Raw genomic sequence first — 20180 nt, 5'->3', positions numbered from 1 at the left:
ATTGCTGGTATTTATAATTATGAACTTTCTTTGAAGATAAATTAGCGATCGCCTGAGAATTTCGCAAGAGGTCTAATGATAGACTGTGGGGTATGTCAGGTTCAGTTGATAAGTCTCCCACAACGCCACTCCACGATTTCTCCGTAACTTTTGAAACAGGCGTGGCTGTTCCAGTCTTTTTTGTAATCCGGCAAGAGCCTCTGGACTCAAGTGGGGCAATTTTCCGGGTGCACTCTTGAGGGCCAACAATTCGGACAATCCTCCCTGACGATACTTTTGCAACCACCGAGTTACCGTTGAACCATCACGTCCCAGACGTTTGGCCAGGATTTGATGCGCTCGTGATTTGTCCAGTTTTTAGCCACCACAACATTTGCAACCGTTCTTTCTGACGCTTAGGTACGACTGTTTTTTAGTTGTTGCTCCAAACTCTCTGCACTTTCTGCGATCGCCACAATCAGTTGACGTGCCATAACTCATCACCTCTAAACAGTATCTTTATTCTATGCAACTTCATGTAAAATTGGTATAAGTCCTATTTATGTCCGACTACTTAGCTTTTCCCCGCGAGGGGGATGAAACTATAATAGAGAACTTCTTTACTATGTTGTCAAATACGAACTCAGATTACGAATTATTACTACAACGAGCGATCGCGATCGCCGCAAAAGCTCATGAGGGGCAGGTTGATAAGGCAGGCAATCCCTATCTCGATCATCCGCTATTTGTGATGGAAAATGTAAATTCTCTAGAGCAGAAAATCGTAGCGGTTCTACACGATGCAGTCGAAGATTCTGAACTTACACTCGAACAACTTAGAAGCGAAGGTTTTCCTGAAGTTCTAGTCTCGGCGATCCAGGCGATTACCAAAATAGAAGGAGAAGCTTATGCCACTTATTTAGAGCGTGTGATTGCCAACCCGATCGCATTGCCAGTCAAAATCGCTGATGTTACTCATAACCTCGATATTAGTCGCATTGCCCATCCGACCGAGGCAGATTTTCAACGCATTGCCAAATACAAAAAAGTCCTCAGTCAGTTGCGTGCCGCCCTAAAATAATTATTAACCGCAAATATCCGCCTTCATCCGCGGGCATCTGCGGTTAAAAAAATTCCCAAATCCTAAGCCATCACCATCCCCCCATCCACATTAAAAACCTGCCCGGTTATATAAGCCGCTGCCGCATCCGCCGCCAAAAACTTGACCATCCCCGCAACTTCCTCAACTTCCCCATATCTCCCCAGCGGAATATACTTCAAAATCTCATCAGACTTGACATCCTTAGTCATATCTGTAGTGATAAAACCCGGTGCAACTGCATTCACAGTAATCCCGCGACTCGCCAACTCTTTCGCCACAGTTTTAGTAAATCCAATTACCCCAGCCTTCGCCGCACTGTAATTAGCTTGTCCGGGATTGCCCATTTGCCCAGCAACCGAAGCAATATTAATAATTCGGCCGCTTCGCTGTTTCAGCATGATTTTACTCGCAGCTTTCGCACACAAAAACACGCCAGTTAAATTCAAATCAATTACCGCTTGCCAATCTTCCAACTTCATCCGCAATAGCAAAGTATCGCGAGTAATGCCTGCATTGTTCACCAAAATGTCAATCCGTCCCCATTTTTCCATGACATTACTGGTGAGTAAATCTACTTGCTCAGTTTTCGAGACATCTGCTGCAAGTGCCACAGCTTCTCCTCCAGCAGCGACTATTTCTGCTACCACCTCATCAGCAGCAGCACTCGAACTCGCATAGTTGACGGCGACTTTAGCGCCTTCAGCCGCTAGGGCTAAAGCAACGGCGCGGCCGATTCCCCGCGACGCACCGGTCACGACAGCAACTTGACCCCGCAATCTCTGAAAAGTCTCTGGTAATAGTTCCATAATTGTATCCTCGCAATCTACCAGAGAATTTTGCACTAAAATCGAGCCAGAACCCAAAAAATTATTTTGTCTTATGGCAGTTCAAAAACAGTTCAGCAGTTTTGAAGAGTTACTATCGGGCTCTGACTTGCCGGTGTTGGTAGATTTTTACGCTACTTGGTGCGGGCCTTGTCAGATGATGGCACCGATTTTGGAGCAAGTGAGCGGTCAGATGAAAGACAAGCTGATGGTTGTCAAAATTGACACCGATAAGTACGAACAGTTGGCATCGCAGCATCACATTTATGCTTTGCCGACTTTGGTGCTGTTCAAAAATGGCGCTGAGGTCGATCGAATTGAGGGAGTAATGCAAGCGGCGCAGTTGATCGATCGAGTGCAACCTTACTTGTAGCCGGAGCCAATTATCTCACGCGTAGGGTGCGTCAGCCCACATCTGATTAATTATGAATAAGATAATCCTAGTTGACGCACCCTACTAATGAAGACTCCCAGCCACGCTATTATCAATCTGGCAATTCTCGGCAAACCGCAACTGCCGCAAGCTAATCTAATTATTGTTATCGGCGGAATTTTGCCGGATATTCCGATATTTTTATTTTACTTTTGGGCGAAATACATGGCTCGCTTGCCCGCAGCTACAATTTGGTCAAAAGCATATTATGAGCCTTTTGTGCAAAATATTGTGGCTCTGTTTCATTCAATTCCCCTTGCGGTTATTGGTTTGCTAATTGCTTATTACTTTGGCTGGCAAAGCGTGCAAATTCTGTTTTTCAGCACGATACTGCACTCTCTGGGAGATTTGCCTGTCCACAATGACGACGCTCACCGACACTTTTTTCCGTTCAGCAATTACCGTTTTCTCAGTCCGTTTTCTTATTGGGATAGGAAGCACTACGGGTCAATTGTTTCTCTATTGGAAATGTTGTTAGTGCTGCTGTCAACTTACCGCGTTTTTGGTTTTGTTAATTCTTATGCTGGTAAAGGATTGTTGATTTTGGTGAATGGTTTCTACTGGGCTGGCGCGGTTTATTTTCAGGTGCGAGATTTATTTAAGTTCACTTCCCAAAGATGAAACATGAACTCAAAATTACCAATTAGCAATTAGGAATTAGCAATTACGATATTGTTAACTGCGCCGAATATTAAAACAACACCAATCTTGGCGCTTCCACAGAGTAGCCACAATCCAGCCGTGCTGTTCGAGAGTGTCGGCAATTGGCTTAGCTTGTTCGAGCAAAATGCCGCTGAGCACGGCCCAAGTAGTCGGTTTGCTAATTGCAGTGAACTGCGGGATTAAATCGATGATTACTTCTGCTAAAATATTGCAGATCAAACCGTCGATCGGCTCATCGATCATTTCTTTCAAACGATCGATACTGCCGAGATCTGCAACTAACTGCTGAGAATTAACGCGGTTGAGTAGTCTGTTGCTAATGGTCGATCGCACTGCCAAAGGATCGGTATCCAAAGCATAAACTTTTGTAGCGCCCAACAACACCGCGCCGATCGACAAAATACCCGATCCGCAGCCGATATCAGCAACGATGCACTCTTTGTCATCAAAACCGAGACGCATTTCCAGCGACTCCAGACAAAGTTGAGTAGTAGCGTGAGCACCGGTACCGAAGGCCACACCGGGATCTAAACGCAAAATAACGCGATCGGTATCAGTCGGTGGGGGCAGCCAGGCCGGATTAATTAAAAAGCGATCGCCCACTTCTTGAGGCTGCCAGTGCTGCTTCCAAGTGCTGCCCCAGTCTTCCTCTTCAATCAAATCCCACTGCATCGCAGGTAGGGGCAAACCTGCACACAGAGCATCTTGGCGCAGCCACAGAGACAGAGCGGCCAAATCCAGCAATCCTGCCTGTTCTTCGGGCAAATAAGCCGACATCAGGCAGGAATTGCTTTTGATCTCAGTAGCAGTTCCCCGACAGCCAAACCGTTCCAAACGCCAAAAGATGATATCTTCCAGCGCCGGATCGCAAAGAATTCTAATTTCCCACCAGCTATGTGCCATAACGATTTTAGATTTTAGATTTTAGATTTTAGATTGGCCCAGGGGAACTGGAGACTGGGAACTGGGGAGTGAGGAATAAGGATTGGCTAATAGAAAAATTCCCGCTTTCTTGCCAATTACCAACGATCAATTACCCATTACCAATTATCAGTCCTGGCATCCAAAATCTAAACTCCAAAATCCATCAAAGATTTACCGTGTAAGCATCCCGAATTCCCGGAACTTTGAGGATCTCGGCCAGTATCCCTTCTGGTAGAGGGTCATCGAGGCTCAAAACCATCACCGCATCGCCTCGCACGATTTTACGGCCTACCTGCATACTGGCAATATTGACATTAAAACTGCCCAATTGGGAACCAATTTTGCCGATAATCCCCGGCATATCGCGGTGCAGGGTAAACAGCATATGGTGAGTGGGGGAAACGTTGACCGGGAAATCGTCAACGCTGGTAATCCGAATTTCGCTTTCGCCGAGCACTGCACCCGTGACTGTGTGTTCGCCGAGAGTTCCCTTGGCCGAGAGGTGCAGGGAGCCTGTGTAGTCGCGAATCGAGGCGTCTCTGGTTTCAACGACGCGAATTCCGCGTTCTTTGGCTTCAATGCTGGCGTTGACGTAGTTAACGCGCTCTCGCAGGGCTTGGGAGAGCAGGCCTTTGAGGGCGGCAACAACTACGGGCTGGCTTTGGTTGCTGGCCAATTCGCCTTGAAGTTGAACGTTGAGGTAATCGACTCGGCCTCCGGCTAGCTGGCTGACGAGGTTGCCGAGGGTTTCGGCGAGTTGCAGGTAGGGTTTGAGTTTTTCGATCGAGTCTGGGAAAATGCCGGGTATGTTGACAGCCGATCGGGCGGGCAATCCCAACAGCACGTCGCGAATTTGTTCGGCAACGTCGATCGCCACATTCACCTGAGCTTCCGCTGTGGATGCTCCCAAGTGGGGCGTCAGCACGATGTTCTGGCCGACATTCCGCAGCGGGGAATCGGCTTCCAGGGGTTCGTGTTCGTAAACGTCTATAGCTGCGCCGGCGATCTTGCCTTCTTTGATGGCTTCTGCAAGGGCTGCTTCGTCGATGATGCCGCCTCTGGCGCAGTTTATGATGCGGGCCGTGGGCTTCATTTTCGAGAGCACTTCAGCGTTAATTAAGTGCAGGGTTTCCCGCGTTTTGGGGATGTGCAGGGTGATGTAGTCGGATTCGCGCATCAGCAGTTCGAGTTCTACCAAGCGACAGCCCAACTGTTCTGCTCGTTCGGTGGAGATGAAGGGGTCGTAGGCCAGCAGTTTCATGCCCATTGCTTTGGCTGCGGCGGCGAGGTGGGAGCCGATTTTGCCCAAACCGACAATGCCGAGGGTTTTTTTGTAAACTTCTACGCCGATAAAGCGGTTGCGTTCCCATTTACCCGCTTTGACGGATGCGTTGGCTTCCGGGATGTGGCGCGACATGGAGAGCATCATGGCGATCGCGTGTTCGGCGGCGGCGATCGTGTTGCCTTCGGGGGAATTGACGACTACAATTCCTTTGCGGGTAGCGGCGGGTACATCGACATTATCTACGCCGACGCCGGCTCTGCCGATGATTTTGAGTGAATTCCCGGCTTCAATGATTTCTTTGGTAACTTGGGTGCCAGAACGAATCATCAAAGCGTCGTAATCTGGAATAATTCGTACCAGTTCTTCGGCTGAGAGCCCTGTGTTTACGTCAACTTGCGCGACTTGGGAGAGGATGTCAATTCCGGCTTGGTCGATCGGATCGGATACTAGAACTTTAGGCATAGCAAGCAATTGAGTGCAATAGTAAAAATAGACCGAGCGTTGGCGAGCTCAAAGTTGAGACTTATGACTTAGAGCAGTATCTAACAGCTCAGCTCAAGCTTGCCTTTGTGCAGTTTGAATTGTATCTGTATTCGGTCAAGGTCGGCCGTTTTTTGCGTGAAATATTTTAGCTTTGCGGGCGATCGGAGTTTACGACCGTGTTAAAATCCCCCAATTGCTTAGCTAGTATGTCTTTTCGGGATATAATAGACTTTGGCTATTTCAGCCTAACTATCAGGAATTATTGTCAATGAATTATCTTATCGCCGTACTGCCCGATCGAATTCAAGCCGAAGCTGCCTACTGTGCTCTGGAAAAAGAAGGCTTGCCTATGAAGCAAGTGAGCATTTTGGGCCGCGGCTACAAAACTGCTGATGAATTTGGCTTGATCGACCCCAACCAGCAAGCGAAGAAACAAGCTAAACTCATGGCTATTTGGCTGATTCCCTTTGGCTTTATTGCTGGTGTTACTTTCAGTCTGATGACTGAGTTGAAGACTTTTGCGTGGGCGGGCGAAATTGGCGATCACGCGATCGGTGGCTTACTCGGTGCGATCGCCGCTGCGATGGGCAGCGTTTTTGTTGGAGGCGCGGGCGGTATGGCTTTTGGTAGCGGCGATGCTTTGCCCTACCGCAACCGTTTGAATGCGGGTAAATTTTTGATTGCGGTTAAGGGTACTGACGATTTGACGGGGAAAGCTGCGAATATTTTGCAGCAGTTTGAACCGGAAAATATCCAAGGTTATACAGAGACTTAGTTATTTGTTTGTTAACAGTTGACTGTTGACTGTTGACTGTTGACATTCAACTCGTGTAATATTTGGAGGCCGTTATGGAATTACCAACTATCCCCATACATTCTCCCCTAGAATTAACGCTCGAATTAACAGACGAGCAGTTTTTTCAGTTGTGTATAGACAACCGGGATTTAAGATTTGAGCGCACTGCAACGGGAGAATTAATTATTATGCCGCCTGCGAGTAGCGATACAGGCAGACGGAATGCGGATCTAAGTTTTCAACTCGAAGGTTGGAGCCGTCAAAATAAGCATTTGGGAATTGCTTTTGATTCTTCAACTGGATTTAAACTGCCCGACGGTTCAGACATTTCTCCCGATGCTGCTTGGGTGCGCCGCGACAGGTGGGATGGTTTAACTCCCGAACAGAAAGAGAAATTTGCGCCGATTTGTCCCGATTTTGTGGTGGAATTGCGATCGACTACTGACTCGCTAGAAAAATTGCGGGCTAAAATGAAAGTGTATGTGAAAAATGGAGCAAGGTTGGGATGGTTGCTCGATCGCAAAAATAGAAAAGTAGAAATCTCTCGTCAAGGTTCAGATGTGGAAATTTTAGACTCGCCTGTAACTCTGTCCGGTGAAGATGTATTACCCGGTTTTGTGTTGGATTTAACAGATATTTTCTAAATTTGTAAGAAGACTTGGCAGTTGAAACCGAATCTACACAAGCAAAACCTGCCGACGCGGGTTAAAGATAGCGCGGTAAAATTACGTTATTCTCTTTAGTCTGCGGAGGCGGACATCGTTTGTATAGCAGCGGTTTCAACCGCCGTCTTATCTTTTCCCGCTAATTGATGATATGATAGGCTGCCAAAGGTTGCGTTTGGTATGACCTATGAAAATCCTCCACGGGACTTGGATTCCTCAAGCAGAAGAGAATTTTATTCAACCTGGAACTTTTTGTCTTTGGGTTGAAACCACTCAAAAGAAAAAACAGCCTGCTAAGGTTCATCCCCGACAATTGGAGACGGCACAGTTAAGAGAGTTTCTAACGAAAGAAGCCGGGATTCAACTGTCAGCAGTCAGCAATACAAGTGCGATGGGGCGAGAATACGCGATCGTCCCTCGGTATTTTTTACTCCCAACTGCCGATAACCAGCCGTTACCATCTTTAGAACTAGCGCGATATTTAGAGACAGAGTTACCCGAAACATTTGAGTTGGAGTATTGGGAAGTTAATTGTGTGTCCATCGCCACCCACACTTTGACTAAAGTATTGAACGATCTGCATTTTTTTGCCCTCTACGATTTAGCAGAAGTTCAGTTTGGTTCAGACTTGCTATTTTGGTATCACTACACCCAAAATTTTAAGCAAATTGTTCTGAAAGATCATTATATTCCGGCGTTGCGCTATCGAGAAACTGCTCCGATCGCGATCGCACCCATCGAAACATCCGAACCCGCTGAGAAAGCCACGCGCGGGCGTAAGAAAGCGGGCGAGACAAAAACCAAAACAACTGCAAAAACTCCAAAAACACCTGCCAAAATTGCACCCAGCTTTGAGATTTATCCGGGATGGGAAATTGTTTCAACACTGTACGAAACTGATTTACAACGCTATGTTGAATGGATGCCTTTAGTTTGTGTGTCCGGTTTTCGGAAGATCCAGCTACAAGATACACCAAAGTTCTACGATCGCGAACGGTTGCTGCGGCATTTTTCCGAGTGTGCGATCGCGGAAATTGTCACTCAAACCCCCATCCCAGCATCGTTTGAAAATAAGATTGCGGATTCTTTACTCCAAATCTGCCTCAACCAAACACGAAAAATCGCGCGAGTAAGCCTTGAACAATACCGGCAATGGCAAACCTGGCGCGATCACATTACACGCAATCAATCTGCTGACTCATTCTCCCTCTGCTTTCAACTACAATCCCCCGAAAACCCCGAACAGCCTTGGGTTTTAGAGTTTCAGGCGGCTGCGAAAAAAGACCCATCTCTGCGGATGCCATTGCAGGATTATTGGCGATCGCGATCGACTCAACAAAAACAGTTGCAAACACAATTCGGAGACAACTTTGAGCAACATTTGCTGACAAATCTCGGCTACGCTGCCCGCATTTATCCCCAACTTTGGCAAGGGCTAGAAACAGACAAACCCGTTAACATTACCCTCAGCTTAGATGATGCTTTCACCTTTCTCAGCGAGTCCGCTTGGGTATTAGAAGATGCCGGATACAAAGTGATTGTCCCCGCTTGGTGGACGCCGAAGGGACGACAACGGGCGAAGATTCGCCTGCAAGTCAAAGGGAAGGGCAGCAAGAGCGCTGCAATCAAGGGCAAAGGATTGTTTTCGGCGGATTCCTTGGTGGAATATCAATATGAATTGGCGATCGGGGGTGAACGGGTTAGCGAACAAGAATGGCAGGCGTTAGTAAATAGCAAAACACCGCTGGTGCAGTTCCGAGGACAATGGATGGAACTGGACAAAGACAAGATGCAGGAGATGTTGGAGTTTTGGAAAAAACATCGCCAAGAAAACCCCGATTTAAGCCTGATTGACTTTATGAAGTTGACGGCAGAAGGAGAAGCGAGCGAACAGTTGGAGGTTGAGCGCGATCGGGCGTTATCGGATATGTTGGAGAAGCTGAACGATAAGAGTCGGTTAGAGCTAATTGCAGACCCAGCAAAGTTTAAGGGCAAGTTACGGGATTACCAAAAGCGCGGCGTTTCTTGGTTGAGTTATTTGGAAAGTCTGGGATTAAATGGCTGTCTTGCCGATGATATGGGTTTGGGTAAATCGGCGCAGGTAATTGCTAGATTATTGCAAGAGCGGGAAGTTTTATCTACTACAAAAGAGACAGAAAAAAAGACAGAAAAAGCGATCGCACCTTCGGTTCTACCCACGCTGCTAATTGCGCCCACATCCGTAGTTGGTAACTGGCAAAAGGAAATGGAAAAATTTGCTCCAGAATTGCGATCGCTGATTCACCACGGCCCTCAACGTTTGCAAGATGCCAAAGCATTTAAAGCCGCCGTCCAAGGTTGCGATATGTTGATTACTTCCTTTACCTTGGTGCGAAAAGATGAGAAGCTGTTGAGCAGCGTAGCATGGCATCGCGTGGTAATTGATGAAGCGCAGAATATTAAAAATCCGAAAGCGGCGCAAACCAAGGCGATTTTAAAGTTGCCTGCTACCCATCGGTTGGCGCTGACTGGAACACCCGTGGAAAATCGATTGCTGGATTTATGGTCAATTTTTAATTTCCTCAATCCGGGCTATCTGGGTAAAGAGGCGCAGTTTCGGAAGTTGTTTGAGATCCCGATTCAAAAAAATGGGAGTCGCACGCAATCGGCAGCGCTCAAAAAATTAGTGGAACCCTTTATTCTCCGGCGCCTGAAAACCGATAAGTCGATTATTCAGGATCTCCCCGACAAAGTTGAGCAAAAACTCTACTGCAATCTCACCCGCGAGCAAGCTTCGCTTTATGAAGCGATTGTGAAAGAGGTAGAGCAAGAAATTGACGCGGCCGAAGGGATGAAGCGCAAGGGGATGATTTTGGCGACACTGCTGAAGCTGAAGCAAATTTGTAACCATCCGCGCCAGTTTTTGCAAGATGAAAGTGAGTTTACACCAGAGCGATCGCACAAACTGGAACGGCTGATCGAGATGATTGAGGAAGTCAAAGCAGAAGGCGAAAGTTTATTGGTATTTACGCAGTTTACAGAACTGGGAAGCGCGTTGGAAAAATATATTAAACAAACGCTACATTACAACACTTACTACATCCACGGGGGAACCAGTCGCGAAAAACGGGAACGGATGATTTCAGAGTTTCAAGATCCAGAGTCTGAACCTTCGGTATTTATTCTGTCACTGAAGGCGGGCGGCGTGGGAATTACACTGACAAAAGCCAATCACGTGTTCCATTTCGATCGCTGGTGGAATCCGGCGGTGGAAGATCAGGCGACGGATCGGGCGTTTCGGATCGGACAGCAAAAAAATGTGTTTGTGCATAAGTTTGTGGCGATTGGCACTTTGGAAGAAAAGATTGACCAAATGATTGAAGACAAAAAGAAATTGGCAGGGTCAATTATTGGTGCGGATGAGTCGTGGTTGACTGAGTTGGATAATGAGGCATTTAAGAAATTAATTAGGCTCAATAAAAATGCGGTTCTAGATTAGGAGAAATCAAAGATGTCACAATTTACTCGGACTTGGTGGGGTAATAAATTTATCGATGCGTTAGAAAGATTTACAGATTCTGGGCGACTCGGACGGGGACGTTCCTATGCACGGAATGACAAGGTAAAAAGCTTTAAGATTAATGATGGCTTAGTGATGGCAGAAGTAAGGGGGTCGGTAAATCCTTATTTTGGGGTTTATAAGGAGCCTCTGTACAAAACTAAAATTGAGTTTGAGCCGATTAGTCAGGCAAAGTGGAAAGTGGCGATCGCCCAAATGGCATCAAAAGCCAGCTTCATTTCTCGGCTGCTGCTCAACGAAATGCCCGACAATATTGAAAAGGCTTTTTCACCCCTCGGATTGCACCTTTTACCCAGCAGCCGCGAGGACTTTAAAACCACTTGCTCTTGCCCAGACTATAGCAATCCCTGCAAACATATTGCCGGAGTTTATTATTTGGTGGCGGCCGAATTGGACAAAGATCCATTTTTACTGTTTGAATTACGGGGGCTTTCTAAGGAAGTGCTGCACCGCGAATTAGCAAAAACGCCTTTGGGAATGGCGCTGGCGGCGGAGTTGACGGCTGATGCAGCGGCCCCTGTGGCGGTGGATTCCTATTACACGCAGGCGATCGCCAGTGAGGCGCAAACGGTCAGCCTGAAAGAGTTTTGGCATGGTGCGAAGCGATTGCCACAGACGATTGAGGTGGCAGCGCAAAGTGGGGTAAGTGCGATCGTGGTGAAGAAACAGGGAGATTTTCCACAGTTTTGGCACAAGGATGGTTCGTTTATTGAGGCGATGGAAGAACTGTATTTGCGGGTGAAGAAGAATAAGTAGTTGGGTGGACAATTTTGCTGCCATACTCGATCGAGATCTTGCAAAAACTTTAACTCGAAGACTTCATAGATTTGGTACAATAATCGTGCTCATCATATCAGCTTTACCAGCAACTAAAATCATAGGATCGTTATTTGATGATTTTAGACTATAATTAAATTAGTGCGACTGTTAAAAAAGTAGACTTTTTAGTTACAGCAAGCTTTGGCAATTTCAAATTAGAATCTAAAATTGACTGATGTTACAAAGAGAAGAACTGTTAAAAGGCATCGAAAACCGCGAATGTGTCGCGCGGGCGATCGACCAAGCGGAACAAGCAATTAAAACCTGGGAAGTTACTCTGACTGATTTTCTGTCGCCACCAGAATTGGCGGACACTCTGACGGTATTTAAGCGCTTAACAGACGTGGAATTAGTGGCTTGGGGCGGCTACCCGCAAGCTGAAAGACAAAGAATTGCGATCGCGCGATCGGATATCCCGATCGACTCTGCTAGCGTTAACGTTGCTGCAGTAGAAATCGCTGGCAATTTCTTGTTCGATACAGCTTCTCACCGCGACTTTTTGGGGGCGATGTTGGGTACGGGAATTGTCCGGGAGAAAACTGGCGATGTGATTGTTTTGGGAGAACGCGGCGCGCAAGCCATTGTTATGCCGGAGATGGTAGAGTATTTGGAGATGAGTTTGCAGCAAGTGCGATCGGTTCCGGTGCAAACGCGGCGCATTGAGTTGAGCGAACTCAAAATTAGAGAACCCAAAAAGAAAGAAATGACAACGGTTGAAGCATCCATGAGATTGGATGCTGTCGCCTCGGCTGGATTCGCAATGTCTCGCAGCAAAATGGCCGATTTAATTGATAGTGGCGACGTGCGAGTTAACTGGAAAGACGTTACTCAAGCTAGTTATAATGTCAAGTCTGGAGATTTAATTGCTGTTACGGGCAAGGGAAGATTGGAAATAGGGGAAGTTGCTGTTACTAAGAAGGAACGCTATCGAGTCCAGTTAACTCGATATTTGTAATTCTCGGAATTAGTAATTGGGAATGGGGAATTAGGAATTTTTTCCCCTGTTCCTTTTTCCCAATCTCGGCTAAATGGGTTAAATCTCGTACACAATCTGTTGCCGAACTTTCCTACAACCCACCTCGGTTAAATCCGTTAAATCCCGTAGATAGACTACTTCCTTGCCGAACTTCCTTAGTAATTACGCTTTCGCCCGAAACACCTTTCCTACCGAATTCACCAAAAGTTCTCGCGGCATCAATCGAGGCATATTTGCAATGATTTGATTGGGAATTCCCCCTGTCACAACATTAGACTCATTTTTGTCTAAAGCTTTCAAAGCATCTCGCACTACTTCCGCAGCAGGAACGAGTTTTTGCCCGCTGCTGGATGCCAAACTTTTCGGAAATTCAGCTACCGCAGCAAAGTCCGATTCTGTCGGCCCTGGACAAAGGCATAAAACGCGAATTCCTAAATCTTTGTTTTCTGCCCAAAGTGCCTCGCTGAAACTTAAAACAAAAGCTTTAGTAGCTGCATACATCGACAAGTACGGCATCGGTTGAAAAGCTGCGATGGAAGCAACATTGATGATACTTCCAGATTTTCACTGCCGCATTCCCTGCAAAAATAAGTGCGAGAGTTCAACTAATGCTACAATATTTAGTTGCACCATTGTTAGTTGTTTGTCAAGCGGGCGATCGGCAAAAGCACCGTAATCGCCAAAACCCGCATTATTCACCAACAAATCAACCGTCCAACCTTTTTTAACAACCGCGTCAAATACAGCAGTTGTGGCTCCTGGTGCGGTCAAATCTTGAACGATAATTTCGACCAAAATATTGAATTCCTGTTGCAGTTGAGCAGCTAGCTGTTGCAATTTGGCTTCGGAACGAGCTACCAAGATTAGATTGTGCTGGCGTTTGGCTAATTCCGCGGCAAAGGCTGCGCCAATTCCGCCAGAAGCACCGGTGATTAAAGCAGTCGGCATGAACTTAATTCGGATTATTTCATATAAATTTTATATATTTTAACAATTATTTTGACGGGAACCTGTAAAATAACTAAAAGGAAATAGGTGAGTTTTATGGCGCGTCTTACCGATCGAGCTTTTGAAATTTTGCGGGCAGAAGTTGACAAGTGCGCGGCGGCTAATAGTCTAGCGGGTGAAGTGTACCGACGGATGGTAATCAAGCGGTTGGAGAAGTTACGATCGCAAAACGGCACTTTCGCGTCAAGAGAAGAAATCCGCGATACCTTCAAAGACGAATTTCCTAACTTCAGCGAACAAGCTCTCAAAGCTGCCGTCAAAGCCAACCGCCCGCCCGGATTGTTCGGTAAAATCATCTTTGCTGGGAGTGTGCTCGGAAGTGCTGCGGGGATAATTTGGCTGATTAACCTACCTTTTCCCATGATTCGCTGGCCCGTGGCGAAAACAATGCCGATATTGTTGCTGCCGAGTTTTAGGAGTATGGATCACAATTACCGGCAGGCGATCGCCCTTGTGGAACAATCCGATCAACTGGTGAATAAAGCCACCGCTGTCGCTGATTTTGACTTGGGCGAAATTAAAGCAAAAGAGGCTCAAAAACACCTCGACGCCTTGCCAGTGTGGTTCCTCGGCTATTACCCAAAGAGGTACTGCTCTTTTTTTAGCTGCAGTTGGCGGTTTACACTTGATGAATTTCAAGCCGCCCGCAAAAATGTCGGGCGGATGGAGGCTCAAATTTTCCAGCAAAAAAATGCTTTTACTCAGTTAAATCAAGTCGAACAAACGCTAAAGGCGGCGAAACAGCAGTATCAGGAAGCAAAAACTGCCGCAGACAGACAAAAAGCGACGGTAAATTGGCAAAGTGCGATCGACCAACTCAATCAAATTCCCGCCGAAACCCTCGCGGGAGAAACCGCTAAGAAAACACTCAAAGCAGCAGAAAGAGACTTTCAAGCAATGGGCGGCATCGCCACGGGTTCTGTGCAGGCTGACAACTTAATTGAAGCTGCCAAAGAATTTGCTCTTTCCGCCGCCGTCGCCTCCCAAAAACCTCCCCATCCCGCCGCACAGTGGGAACAAATAGCAGAATTGTGGCAAGAAGGTATTAATAGACTGAAATTGATTTCTGTCGATAATCCGGGCTATCTCGATGCTCAAACCAAACTCGCTGAATATCAGAAAAATTTAGGAATTACCCAGATTAGACTGGAAGCAGAAAAAGATTCGGCAACAGCTTTGCAAGAAGCTAAAAGCTTGTTTGCCAACTTGCAAAATGAGGTGAATTCTCCAAGGCAAAATCCCGGTTACTCCCTCAGCCAGTTGCAAAAAATTATCAATCAATTAGAATCAGTCAAACCCGGAACAACTATTTATCCCGAATCCCAAAAATGGCTGCAATCTGCTCGCAAAAAACAGCAAGAATGGCAAAAGAATTAAATGTTTGAAATTGGAAATATGGCATTTTTAGGTGTTGACAGTTGACTAATGACTAATGACTGATGACTAATGACTAATGCCAACAACCAACTGCCAACTGCCAACTGCCAACTGACAAATTACCAAGTCGGGTCAACATAGAGATTAATTGTCACTTGCTTTTTCCCGGAAGGGACGCCGGAAATACAAGCACAAATCGTATCCCCGCCATCAATTTCTACTTCGCAAGCGTGACAAGAACCCATGAGACAGCCAGTAGGAATAGAAACCCCTGCACGTTTGGCTACATCTAGCAAATGCTCTCCTGGTTCAGCTTCAACTGTCACGTTATCAGGTAAAAAAACAATCTTTGTCATTCCATTTTAACCTCAACTCTAACAAACAATAGTTAACAGTTAACAGTTAACTGTTAAATGTCAACAGTCAACTGTTAACTAATTAACCTAAAATATGCTTTATATCTAAGTGCTTTTCCACTGTATCTGCTAGAGTGTCTAACAGAGCTTCTCGGTGTTCCCGGTAATTAGGAATACCTGTAGGCAATGCGCGGAGTCCCCGCTGTTGCCGCAAGTGATTTAACCAAGCTCGCCGCCAAGCTCCGTTGTCAAAGATGCCGTGCAGGTATGTACCCCAAATTGATTGAGAAGTATTGACAATTCCTAAACTCGGATCGTCAAATAGCGGTTGAGTTAAATCTGACTCTAGGATCTGCGTTTTTCCTTGATGAATTTCGTAACCGGAAACAGGCAAACCCGGTTGAGGATAGTTAGATGTTACGATTCGTTGGCGGGCAATTTTGTTCGGTGCCATCGCAGTTTTCAAAGGCAGCAATCCCAATCCTGGAAATTCTCCCTTTTCTCCCTCAATGCCTTCTTTATCGGTGATACTTTGTCCCAGCATCTGAAAGCCACCGCAAACTCCCATGACTGTACCGCCAGCTACTAAATAATTTTGAATAGCTTTGGCCATACCTGTTTGGCGCAGCACGTGCAAATCGGAAATGGTAGTTTTAGATCCTGGTAAAATCACGGCGTCTGGATGGCCTAAATGGTCTTTTGGGCTGACATATTTGACGGTGACGGAAGTTTCGGACTCCAGGGGGTCAAAGTCAGTAAAATTAGAAATTCGGGGCAGGCGGATGACCGAAATATTTATGTCGGTTTGAGAATTGGGAGAACGCCGATCGAGCAAATCGAGAGAATCTTCTGAGGGAAACACTTCGTCTATCCAAGGAATCACCCCAACTACCGGGATTCCCGTCCTTTCTTCGAGCCAAGTCAGCCCCGGATCTAAGATCGATTTTTGTCCTCGGAACTTATTAATAATGAATCCTTTAATTAAAGCCCGTTCGTCTGGATCGAGCAATTCTAAAGTACCGATAATGTGAGCAAAAGCGCCGCCGCGATCGATATCAACTACTAGCAAAGTCCGAGCCTTTAAATATTTAGCCACCCGCATATTTGTTAAATCGCGGTGTTTGAGATTAATTTCAGCAGGGCTGCCGGCTCCCTCACAGACAATCATGTCAAATTCTTGACCGAGAAATTCTAAAGATTCCCGAATAGCTTGCCAGCCGATATCGAAATACTGCTCGTAATATTGAGATGCTCGCACATTTGCGATCGCCCGACCCTTGACAATCAATTGAGAAGTCATGTCTCCTTGCGGCTTGAGCAAAATCGGATTCATTTCTACCCAAGGTGCGACGCCTGCGGCCCAAGCTTGCACTGCTTGAGCGTAACCAATCTCTCCGCCGGCCGCTGTGACATAGGAATTCAGTGCCATATTCTGACCTTTAAACGGAGTTACCCGCCAGCCTCGCCGAGAAAAGATTCGACACAAAGCTGCAACGAGTAAAGATTTCCCTGCGTGAGATGTTGTTCCCACGACCATAATTGCTTTCATAATATTAAGGGAGAAGGAAGAGGGAAGAAGGAAGAGGGAAGAAGGAAGAGGGAAGAAGGAAGAGGGAAGAAGTAAAAAGTAAGAAGTAAAAAGTAAAAAGTAAGAAGTAAGAAGGCAGAAGGCAGAATCAAAAAAAATTATGATTTCTACCTTTTGCTTTTAGCCTCAAGATGAGGGCTTATCTTCGTCGGATCGATTTTCAGACTTGGATTCATCGGCCGCTTGAGCAGCTTCTACTAGCTCCGAAGGGGGGGGATTCGGGCGAATCAATTCCGGTTGTTCTCCCTCAGAAGATGGTTTTTTATCTGTGGATTCGATCGAGATCACTGATACTGAAACCGTTTCCACCTGCACGCTCAACCCAGGTTCTCCCGGTACTTCTATCTCTACAGGCGCTGCCATTTCCACCACAGTCATTTCTATCGATGCTGCTGGGGCTTCTGCTTCCGGTACGCCTGCTGCTGCTTCCGGTTCACCAACTGCAGCCAGCGGTGTCTGGGTTTCCAGAGATACAGCAGGGGCTGCTGCTTCTGGTTCACCAACCGCAGCCAGAGGTGTTTGGGTTTGGGCGGACGATCGCTCGTCGATCGGACTTTCCCCTATTTTGTCAAAACTCGCGATTTCTGCCGCCATCAAATCGGCCATTGCTTCAACATCCCTGGGAAACGGCACTGCTTGGCTGGTTTCAACAGCAGTGTTGCTGCTTTCGGCTGCCACTTCCGCGGCCGCCTCGGCTAATTCGGATTCGAGAATCTGGTCGATACCCGGTGCAGGACTTGCCGGTATTTTAGATTCAGGTGCGATCGATTCTGGAGTCGCTGAAGGTTTTGGCGTCTGGGGAGTTGCATCAGACTTGTTTTTACCCGCACCCCGTCCCAACATACCGCCGAGACTATTTTTGATATTGCCGAACAGACTTGCGAAACCGCCGGATTTTTTAGCAGGTTTGGCAGGAGTTGGGGCCGCGACCGCTGCGGCCGCTGCGGCTTGCGACTCTTTAACGGCTGTCCTCCATTCTGTTTCCATCTCGTCAAAATCATCGGCTTCTGGCTGCTGTTGAGGCTCTGGCTGAGCCTGTGCTGGCTCCAAACTTGCTGCAGCGGGAATTTCAGAAATTTCTAGAGGTAGAGGTAGAGGAGTGAAGTTGCTGGCTAATTCTGCTGGGGTTGGTGAAGTCTCAGCAGCAGGAGTTTCGACTGAAAATACGGGTATTTCTGCAATTGCAGGTGCGCTCCTGTCGGGAATTTTCAAGTCAGGGCCGATCGCACTTTCGGCTGTCGAATCGATCGAACTTTCGGCAATAATTTCAGCTATTGGGGGAATCGCGGGCTCTTCCTCTAGCTTTACCTCGCCCTTATCCACAGTGGGTGCTGGAACCACGTCAGTTTTCGGTTTGGGCGATCGAACAAACTTAGGTTTTTTCGCTGCCGGCTCTTGTTTCTTGGTAAACAAGCCCGCCAACAGTCCACCTGCCGCCCCCGGCAAACTCACGGACTGAGGAATCGGCGTTTGCTCAGCAACGGGCGTCACCAGCCTGCGCAAAGTCAGAGTTTCCCAAGCAAACCAACCCAACATAGCCACACCCGCCATTTGACCAAGCAGGAGAGCACCAGTAATTCGTCCCGCACAAGCCCATAAAATTAACGCATAAAAAAGCCCTACCCCGCTCCAGGTAAAATCACTTTTGCGGTGAACTTCTGGAAAAAAGAAGGCAGCCATGTAAATACTGAAGCTGCCTAGACCGACCGCCAACGCCAGAAAGTATGCAAGCATATTGTCGGTACCTCCGCTGTGTCAAATAACTTCTACGCGCTAATTCTACCTTTCAGAGAGACTCAACGGCTTCTTTCTCTCGGACAATTCTCGATTTGTCGGGAAGTCCGGCAACGAGCAGTGTAGGGAATTTAACGGATTTAACGGATCTTGACGCAAGAAGTCAAGCGTAAAGATTTTCCCGTTCTCCCCGACTACTCTCTCTCCCCCCTACCCCCATTACCCCCTATTCCCATCACCCCCTCTTTTGTCGTGATATGTGTCACTTAACTATGCCCGTGCGATCGCACCAAGGGACAGAGGATGTTTATATGGTGTATGTGTAAGAGGAATTATGCCCTAGGGCATATGTATTGGAGACAGTGCCATGTTAGAAAAAATTTTATTAGCGGCCGGCTTAACCTTATCGCTTCAAGTCTTTCCCGGACTAAGCACTTCCGCGACATTACCGAAAAATTTAGTATTGCGATCGAGCGATCGTCCGGCTCAAACCGTCAAACTTCCCTTCGTTGCAGTACCTGCGGGCATCAAGCCGAACGTCCAATCGTAATGATACGTGCAAGATACGTGCAAGTGCGATCGAACTTAGGCAGAGTCTCTCTAATATTTTTTTCGAGTAGTTCTCTTTGCTATGTGACTGTTCACAACTCATCAGTTTGTAGTAAGGGCTTTAGTCCTCATTAATATCACCTAATAAGGACTAAAGCCCTTACTACAAACCCTAGCTCAATAATGAGTAGCATATCGGACATTAGTTCCCATAACATACTAAACAAATCTCAACATCAGGTTGTCAAGTAGAGACATTCCACCTTAAAAAAGTTAGGTAATTTTGAGTAAACGATCAAAATAGATATATGATATCTGATTGAGTAGAAAGCTAATAAGCACATTGACCATTAAATCAAGGAAAGTGAAAATGGGACTTGGCGATATTCTCTTGGATGAAAACAACAGAAAAACTTTTGTTGATGACTGTGTAAAGTTGATAGACAAACAAGTTGCTGCAGCGCCGGGATTGGGCGGTCTGGCTCTTAAAGCTGCCTACTCTACGGTCAATGGGATACGGGCTGACTATTGCGCCCAAGTCGTCGATCAACTTTTGCCAGAAATCTCGATCGCACTCGATCCGATGTGGACTGAAGCGGTCAACAATGGCAACCCGGTCGAATATCTTGCTGAAAGAAAAGCTATAGTGGCAGACGAATTGCTCCAGATCAGCGACAAAAGGGTAGAGAACAGCACAAGAGGGGTTGTTAAAGGCGCCTATGCCAAACTCCGCCCCTCAGCTAAGACTTACGTGGAAAAGGGAGTACCGGATTTAGCCGAAATTATTAATAAACATAGTGCGATCTGATCTTGAATTGGTGGGGACTTCCCGCCAATTCAAACCCTTGTCGGGGCGGGGACTTCCCGCCTGCTAAGCTGTTGAGCATTTAAATTGCATATTCCGGGCGTTGCTGCGAGCAACCGCCCACTATAGCAATCCTAAATGATTTTCTATATCTAGAGCAATCCTAAATAATTTTGTTTGTGTAAGTATATTGACGTATTTTGGGGAAATCAAATTTATGTTCGTTAGTAAAAAACTCAAATAAAAATTTGACAA

18 protein-coding genes and 1 pseudogene are annotated in these 20180 nt (G+C 46.6%); 11 read left to right on the top strand and 8 right to left on the bottom strand.

The window, feature by feature from the left end; genetic code table 11:
• Nucleotides 1–72 precede the first annotated feature (72 nt).
• The gene (locus QUA13_RS32875) at nucleotides 73–327 is read right to left on the bottom strand and encodes a helix-turn-helix domain-containing protein (protein WP_445242749.1); all 255 of its coding nucleotides are present in this window, start codon (nucleotides 325–327) and stop codon (nucleotides 73–75) included.
• A gap of 214 nt (nucleotides 328–541) precedes the next feature.
• On the opposite strand from QUA13_RS32875, the gene QUA13_RS27060 reads away from it, so the two are divergent.
• Nucleotides 542–1060: an HD domain-containing protein gene (locus QUA13_RS27060; RefSeq protein ID WP_333203523.1), complete on the top strand. Its 519-nt coding sequence runs from the start codon at nucleotides 542–544 to the stop codon at nucleotides 1058–1060.
• Between the two features lie 62 nt (nucleotides 1061–1122).
• Here the strand turns inward: QUA13_RS27060 and fabG are convergent, their stop codons facing one another.
• Nucleotides 1123–1887, bottom strand: a complete 765-nt coding sequence (gene fabG, locus QUA13_RS27055; protein WP_015178506.1) for a 3-oxoacyl-[acyl-carrier-protein] reductase — start codon at nucleotides 1885–1887, stop codon at nucleotides 1123–1125.
• A 73-nt stretch (nucleotides 1888–1960) separates the two neighbouring features.
• Here fabG and trxA point away from each other — a divergent pair, with 73 nt between their 5' ends.
• Entirely contained in the window at nucleotides 1961–2278 is a 318-nt protein-coding gene (trxA, locus tag QUA13_RS27050; protein ID WP_015178505.1) for a thioredoxin, read from the top strand.
• Between the two features lie 87 nt (nucleotides 2279–2365).
• Entirely contained in the window at nucleotides 2366–2959 is a 594-nt protein-coding gene (locus QUA13_RS27045) for a hypothetical protein (protein ID WP_333203520.1), read from the top strand.
• Nucleotides 2960–3013: 54 nt separating this feature from the next.
• On the opposite strand, the gene prmA is transcribed toward QUA13_RS27045, so the two are convergent.
• On the bottom strand, nucleotides 3014–3904 hold the full coding sequence (gene prmA, locus QUA13_RS27040; RefSeq protein ID WP_333191166.1) for a 50S ribosomal protein L11 methyltransferase: 891 nt from the start codon (nucleotides 3902–3904) through the stop codon (nucleotides 3014–3016).
• Between the two features lie 184 nt (nucleotides 3905–4088).
• Complete coding sequence (gene serA, locus QUA13_RS27035; protein WP_333203518.1) at nucleotides 4089–5672, bottom strand: phosphoglycerate dehydrogenase; 1584 nt, start codon at nucleotides 5670–5672, stop codon at nucleotides 4089–4091.
• Between the two features lie 289 nt (nucleotides 5673–5961).
• Between serA and QUA13_RS27030 the strand changes: the two genes are divergently transcribed.
• From QUA13_RS27030 to QUA13_RS27010, 5 genes are all read left to right on the top strand, one after another.
• On the top strand, nucleotides 5962–6468 hold the full coding sequence (locus QUA13_RS27030) for a hypothetical protein (RefSeq protein WP_333065611.1): 507 nt from the start codon (nucleotides 5962–5964) through the stop codon (nucleotides 6466–6468).
• A 74-nt stretch (nucleotides 6469–6542) separates the two neighbouring features.
• The gene (locus QUA13_RS27025; RefSeq protein ID WP_333203516.1) at nucleotides 6543–7133 is read left to right on the top strand and encodes a Uma2 family endonuclease; all 591 of its coding nucleotides are present in this window, start codon (nucleotides 6543–6545) and stop codon (nucleotides 7131–7133) included.
• A gap of 208 nt (nucleotides 7134–7341) precedes the next feature.
• Complete coding sequence (locus QUA13_RS27020; protein WP_333203514.1) at nucleotides 7342–10632, top strand: DEAD/DEAH box helicase; 3291 nt, start codon at nucleotides 7342–7344, stop codon at nucleotides 10630–10632.
• 12 nt (nucleotides 10633–10644) lie between these two features.
• Nucleotides 10645–11469 carry an SWIM zinc finger family protein gene (locus QUA13_RS27015; protein WP_333203512.1) on the top strand — a complete coding sequence of 275 codons (825 nt, stop codon included), beginning with the start codon at nucleotides 10645–10647 and terminating at the stop codon, nucleotides 11467–11469.
• 238 nt (nucleotides 11470–11707) lie between these two features.
• Nucleotides 11708–12487, top strand: coding sequence for a photosystem II S4 domain protein (locus tag QUA13_RS27010; protein WP_333048915.1), 780 nt, complete (start codon nucleotides 11708–11710; stop codon nucleotides 12485–12487).
• A gap of 183 nt (nucleotides 12488–12670) precedes the next feature.
• On the opposite strand, the pseudogene QUA13_RS27005 reads toward QUA13_RS27010, so the two are convergent.
• Nucleotides 12671–13456, bottom strand: a pseudogene (locus QUA13_RS27005) (SDR family NAD(P)-dependent oxidoreductase).
• Nucleotides 13457–13552: 96 nt separating this feature from the next.
• Here QUA13_RS27005 and QUA13_RS27000 point away from each other — a divergent pair.
• Nucleotides 13553–14893 (top strand): hypothetical protein, encoded by a 1341-nt coding sequence (locus QUA13_RS27000; RefSeq protein ID WP_333203510.1) that lies wholly within the window; start codon nucleotides 13553–13555, stop codon nucleotides 14891–14893.
• A gap of 119 nt (nucleotides 14894–15012) precedes the next feature.
• Here the strand turns inward: QUA13_RS27000 and QUA13_RS26995 are convergent, their stop codons facing one another.
• The 3 genes from QUA13_RS26995 to QUA13_RS26985 all read right to left on the bottom strand — a co-directional run bounded on the left by QUA13_RS26995 (nucleotide 15013) and on the right by QUA13_RS26985 (nucleotide 18571).
• Nucleotides 15013–15249, bottom strand: a complete 237-nt coding sequence (locus QUA13_RS26995) for a 2Fe-2S iron-sulfur cluster binding domain-containing protein (RefSeq protein WP_190742645.1) — start codon at nucleotides 15247–15249, stop codon at nucleotides 15013–15015.
• Between the two features lie 82 nt (nucleotides 15250–15331).
• Entirely contained in the window at nucleotides 15332–16798 is a 1467-nt protein-coding gene (gene cobQ / locus QUA13_RS26990; protein WP_333203508.1) for a cobyric acid synthase CobQ, read from the bottom strand.
• A gap of 165 nt (nucleotides 16799–16963) precedes the next feature.
• A complete protein-coding gene (locus tag QUA13_RS26985) occupies nucleotides 16964–18571 on the bottom strand; it encodes a Ycf66 family protein (protein ID WP_333203506.1) in 1608 nt (535 codons plus the stop codon).
• Between the two features lie 367 nt (nucleotides 18572–18938).
• On the opposite strand from QUA13_RS26985, the gene QUA13_RS26980 reads away from it, so the two are divergent.
• Nucleotides 18939–19121: a hypothetical protein gene (locus QUA13_RS26980; protein ID WP_333203504.1), complete on the top strand. Its 183-nt coding sequence runs from the start codon at nucleotides 18939–18941 to the stop codon at nucleotides 19119–19121.
• A gap of 369 nt (nucleotides 19122–19490) precedes the next feature.
• Entirely contained in the window at nucleotides 19491–19928 is a 438-nt protein-coding gene (locus QUA13_RS26975; RefSeq protein ID WP_333191183.1) for a DUF6918 family protein, read from the top strand.
• Nucleotides 19929–20180 lie beyond the last annotated feature (252 nt).

Source organism: Microcoleus sp. S28C3 (genome assembly GCF_036700785.1).
In the GTDB taxonomy this organism is placed as follows: domain Bacteria; phylum Cyanobacteriota; class Cyanobacteriia; order Cyanobacteriales; family Microcoleaceae; genus Microcoleus; species Microcoleus asticus.
Note: the sequence above shows the minus strand (reverse complement) of the source record. Positions and strands in the feature narration are given on the sequence as shown.

Coding starts and splice junctions, on each gene's coding strand:
- QUA13_RS27060 (WP_333203523.1), top strand. CDS start 542: ATGTCCGACTACTTAGCTTTTCCCCGCGAGGGGGATGAAACTATAATA.
- fabG (WP_015178506.1), bottom strand. CDS start 1,887: ATGGAACTATTACCAGAGACTTTTCAGAGATTGCGGGGTCAAGTTGCT.
- trxA (WP_015178505.1), top strand. CDS start 1,961: ATGGCAGTTCAAAAACAGTTCAGCAGTTTTGAAGAGTTACTATCGGGC.
- QUA13_RS27045 (WP_333203520.1), top strand. CDS start 2,366: ATGAAGACTCCCAGCCACGCTATTATCAATCTGGCAATTCTCGGCAAA.
- prmA (WP_333191166.1), bottom strand. CDS start 3,904: ATGGCACATAGCTGGTGGGAAATTAGAATTCTTTGCGATCCGGCGCTG.
- serA (WP_333203518.1), bottom strand. CDS start 5,672: ATGCCTAAAGTTCTAGTATCCGATCCGATCGACCAAGCCGGAATTGAC.
- QUA13_RS27030 (WP_333065611.1), top strand. CDS start 5,962: ATGAATTATCTTATCGCCGTACTGCCCGATCGAATTCAAGCCGAAGCT.
- QUA13_RS27025 (WP_333203516.1), top strand. CDS start 6,543: ATGGAATTACCAACTATCCCCATACATTCTCCCCTAGAATTAACGCTC.
- QUA13_RS27020 (WP_333203514.1), top strand. CDS start 7,342: ATGAAAATCCTCCACGGGACTTGGATTCCTCAAGCAGAAGAGAATTTT.
- QUA13_RS27015 (WP_333203512.1), top strand. CDS start 10,645: ATGTCACAATTTACTCGGACTTGGTGGGGTAATAAATTTATCGATGCG.
- QUA13_RS27010 (WP_333048915.1), top strand. CDS start 11,708: ATGTTACAAAGAGAAGAACTGTTAAAAGGCATCGAAAACCGCGAATGT.
- QUA13_RS27000 (WP_333203510.1), top strand. CDS start 13,553: ATGGCGCGTCTTACCGATCGAGCTTTTGAAATTTTGCGGGCAGAAGTT.
- QUA13_RS26995 (WP_190742645.1), bottom strand. CDS start 15,249: ATGACAAAGATTGTTTTTTTACCTGATAACGTGACAGTTGAAGCTGAA.
- cobQ (WP_333203508.1), bottom strand. CDS start 16,798: ATGAAAGCAATTATGGTCGTGGGAACAACATCTCACGCAGGGAAATCT.
- QUA13_RS26985 (WP_333203506.1), bottom strand. CDS start 18,571: ATGCTTGCATACTTTCTGGCGTTGGCGGTCGGTCTAGGCAGCTTCAGT.
- QUA13_RS26980 (WP_333203504.1), top strand. CDS start 18,939: ATGTTAGAAAAAATTTTATTAGCGGCCGGCTTAACCTTATCGCTTCAA.
- QUA13_RS26975 (WP_333191183.1), top strand. CDS start 19,491: ATGGGACTTGGCGATATTCTCTTGGATGAAAACAACAGAAAAACTTTT.